This window comes from Bradyrhizobium sp. CCBAU 11386 (assembly GCF_028128955.1).
Lineage (GTDB): Bacteria > Pseudomonadota > Alphaproteobacteria > Rhizobiales > Xanthobacteraceae > Bradyrhizobium.
In genome coordinates this window covers 917-4,850 of record NZ_LBKA01000019.1, presented here as the reverse complement: position 1 = coordinate 4,850, position 3,934 = coordinate 917, and the positions used below count along the sequence as shown (strand labels likewise).

At 59.8% G+C, this 3,934-nt stretch carries 3 protein-coding genes; 1 reads left to right on the top strand and 2 read right to left on the bottom strand.

Annotated elements, in window-relative coordinates:
• Window positions 1–221: 221 nt before the first annotated feature.
• Window positions 222–1,199: a VOC family protein gene (locus XI09_RS05315; RefSeq protein WP_271565928.1), complete on the bottom strand. Its 978-nt coding sequence runs from the start codon at window positions 1,197–1,199 to the stop codon at window positions 222–224.
• 475 nt (window positions 1,200–1,674) lie between these two features.
• Between XI09_RS05315 and XI09_RS05310 the strand changes: the two genes are divergently transcribed.
• Entirely contained in the window at window positions 1,675–2,892 is a 1,218-nt protein-coding gene (locus tag XI09_RS05310; protein WP_271565927.1) for an adenylate/guanylate cyclase domain-containing protein, read from the top strand.
• A 156-nt stretch (window positions 2,893–3,048) separates the two neighbouring features.
• On the opposite strand, the gene XI09_RS05305 is transcribed toward XI09_RS05310, so the two are convergent.
• A complete protein-coding gene (locus XI09_RS05305) occupies window positions 3,049–3,846 on the bottom strand; it encodes a hypothetical protein (RefSeq protein WP_271565926.1) in 798 nt (265 codons plus the stop codon).
• Window positions 3,847–3,934: the final 88 nt, after the last annotated feature.

Here is a 3,934-nt window from a genome sequence, read left to right as displayed (position 1 = left end):
CTTCATCGGATGCCCCGCAAATCGCGGGGAATCTTATCGCGCGAATCACAGCAAACAGAGCCTTTTCACACAGCCTGGGCCCGTTGCGGACCTTCGCTCGGATAGCCGAAATGTCTGCTTCTGGGAGATGAGCCGACCAAGGTGAAGCAGTCTGCCAAAGGCAGCTTGTGACCCGACTGAGACATCGAGGTCCGGCAATGCTTTCAGCGCCGAACACAGCGTTAGCGGGTCTTGCCGCGCATCGCATCCCACCACGGACAGGTGCCAGCCATGCGTTCGTAGTTGCCTTCCATCACCTGAACAGGGGCGCGGCGCGTCTCAGCATGTGGGGTGGGCGCGCCGATGTCCTCGAACAGGCCCTTGTGGCCCCAGAAGCTGCCGAGGTTGGTCATCTCCACGGGCGGCGTTACGTCGTCGACCTCCCTGCCGCCCCAGCCGCATTCCACGTAGATATCCGACGGGGTGCGCATGTAATACGACGTCATAAGATCGTTGGGGTGGCGGCCGAGTGTGGCGACGATTTGCTCCGGGGTGCTCTGCAGCAGATCGTAGCCCTGGCCGACATCGTCGAGCTGATAGTACTCGACGAGCAGGTGATGCATGCTGCGCACTGGCGCTGCCACGAGAGCCACGCTGTGGTGGCGTGCGTTGACATGCATGAAGTAGGCCTTCAGCGGGGCAACCATGAAGTCGCTGATGCGAAACCCCAGCAGGTCCTTGTAGAAGGCCAGGGCGGCATCGATGTCGGGGAATGTCAGAAGGGTGTGGCCCATGCCTTGTGGGCCGGTACGGAAGCCGGAGACGTCGCGGCCAGGCTTAAAGACCGTGTCAGCTACCTGGGCGCCGTGGAAGGCTTCCAAACGATTGCCGGCGGGATCAGCAAAGGAGATCAGGTCCGTCACACAGCGCTGGTCGGCCAGCGCTGCGGGTTCGCGCTTCAAGGCAACGCCGGCGGCTTCGAGGCGGGCAGCGAGCGAGTCGAGAGCCGCGGCATTGGCGACTTCCCAGCCGAAGACCTGAGCGCCCGGCTCAATGGCCCGGTCGATGAACAGGCGCTGTTTGCGGTCGTCCATACGGAAGGCACGCATCGAGCTGGCGCGGTCCACGGCCTGCATGCCAACGTTTGATGTGGCGAACGCGGCCCAATCATCGAGGTTCGACGCGCCGACGCCGAGATAGCCGAAGGCCTGGATTTCCATGGTCTATCCTCCCCGGTTGTTTTCTCGACAAGGCTAAGAGGCCGCGAGCGCCATTGCAATCGGTGTTGGGGCGTTCACTCGTCAACCGACAGCTAAATACCGCTGTGGTCGCGACAGCCGGAATAGCGGACATCACAAATTCACGCTGCCAAGTCGGCTGATGGCCCTGAGCGACGTGTTGCACCGCCACAAGACAACGGTCGCTAACGGGGCATAGCGGAAGTTGACGGACAGCCGAGTATTGCAGAGCGCGACGCTCGTGACCCAAGTCGGAAGTCGAGCACCCCATTTGCTGTCTACGCGAGGCCGCCACTCTGCCATCAGGCCGTGCTAAGTTGCTCTCCTCGGGCTGAAAGGTGGCTCGATGAAGCGACGGCCCGGCATGACACTGCCAGCACGAAATTTCCAGCCGAGCTGCGAGCGCGCTACAGGAACTTATCGTTGCGAATGTGCCCTGGGAAACTTCGGGTGAAAAGTGGCCAAGGCTCTCGATTTCTCACTTGCTGATCGCAAGGCCGAGCTTCTGCGCTGGCTAAGCGAGGAGGGACGTTTTGCGCCCGATACCGGTGGGCTTCTTGAGATGCTCTGCGAGAAGCTCACCGTGCTCGGGGCGCCGATAGCCCGCGCCACAGTGCATGTCCGTACGCTGCATCCAGAATTCCGGGGAGTGTCGCGTATCTGGCGCCGTGGACAGAGTACCGAGTTCCGGACGTCGCGACACGGTATCGAGTCTACGTCGGATTACCAGAATAGCCCCCTTCAGTGCGTTATCGAAACCGGACAGTGGCTTGATACTGTCCTTAGCGAAGCCACCGATCGGCGCTTCCCGATCCTCGCAACGCTGCGGACGCAAGGCATTACCCAGTACGTGATGGCGCCTGTTGTCTTTTCGAATCGGATCATTAACGCGATATCGTGGGGAAGCGACGCTCCCAGCGGGTTTAGGGAAGCGGACGTTGAACTCTTTCGCTATCTAGTGCCGACCTTTGCCCCAGTTCTCGAAGTGACGGCGGGCCGGCGGATCTATGGTGAACTTCTTGCCACCTATGTAGGTCGAGATCCGTGCGCGCGGATTATGGCGGGTGCCGTCCAGCGCGGAAACGTCCACCACATCAAGGCGGCAATGCTGCTCGCCGACTTGCGTGGTTTCAGCCGACTGACAGATGAGCTCCCGGAGCAAAGAATCATTGAACTCCTAAATGCCTTCTTCGATCTGGTCGTCCCTGGCGTCATTGGCAGCGAAGGTGACATCCTGAAGTATATCGGTGATGCGGTCATTGCGATCTTTCCAGTCACCGGCGATGATCCGGCGCCGGCCTGTGAGTCCGCCCTGGCTGCAGCGCAGACAACGCTGGCTGCGCTCCAGGCGTCACCGCCCGAGGTCCAGCAGCATATTTCCATCGATATTGCTCTGCACTATGGTGATGCCGCATACGGCAATATTGGCTCTGGCAATCGCCTCGACTTCACCGCCGTCGGGCGCGACATCAACATCCTCAGCCGGCTGGAACTCCTCTGCAAGGATGTTGGCCGGCCACTCCTTATGACTGGTGCTTTTGCCGCCGAGGTTGCGGCACCGGTCTTTGAAATCGGCCATTTCGAATTGCGCGGCTTCCGTCAGCATCAGTCCTTGTACGGGTTGTGCCAAGACGGCGAGGTGCCCGCTGCGCCCACGTGGACGGATGGCGTGTAGCAGGCTGCACGGACTGTTGGGAGTAAACTTCTGCTTTTGGCCCCTTTGAGACATGCCGGCCGGCACCGCGAACTTCTGTTAATCGGGGTAGACCGGAAGTAGTCGGCGCACGGTCAAAATGACGCGTTTGACCGGAAGCGGTCGTTGCCGAGAGCGCTATCGAGAGCGCTGCTGCCACTCTCTAAGGAGCTTCATGCATTCCAAATCCTGATCGCTGGCCGCCTTTTGCCTTATCCTCTTTCCTGCTTCACCAGTTTCATCAAAGTCGGCCGTACTCAGTGTGTTAGCGAGCGTCCTCTTGCCGTGGTACCGGGCACCATCGAGCATCGTGCAATAGTAATATGGTATCCAAGGCAGCTTCTGTTCGATACCTTTTGTGATCGGTTCGTCGGTGATCTCAAGTGTGACTTCATTCCATCTGATGCCCGGCCCCAACGTTGCCTGTAGATCGTTCGGATCGATCTCGGTTACGGTGTTCGGGTCGTTCACGCTCGCGAACGTAACAAGATCAGGCAGCTCATTCGCGGTAATTGTTCGTGGGCCGCGCATGCGGGCAATTTTGGCCAGGGTATCCATGACGTCAGTCGAGGGAGGGATATCGTAGAGCCGGGACAACTGCGTCGTTGCAGGTCCACCATCGCGGCTCCACTGCCCGGACGACGGCCTAGATTTCCTCCCGACTAAGGCGATCAATGGCCGCGCACCTGGACCAAGGTCCAGATACAGGGCTTCGCCGCGAAGCTTGTGCATAATTCCTCTCGCTGGGATCGAGACCTCAAAAAAAGCCACCTCCGTCACACTTGAACCGCGCTTGACGCCGGCAGGGGTGTTGACTGCCAATGTCAGCTTGTAGCGGTAGCTCTCGCTTCTGCCGCATCCTGCGAGCGCGAGGGCCACCGCAAGCACCGCTGAAAAACGGATGTGTGAACGTACCATCACCGCGTTGACCCCCATTTGGCCTCTCCAACGAGCACCCTTTGCGTGCGCGACAGGCTCGGATAGTCATTCCTCCATATGGCATGCACAAGTTGTAGGGCGCGTT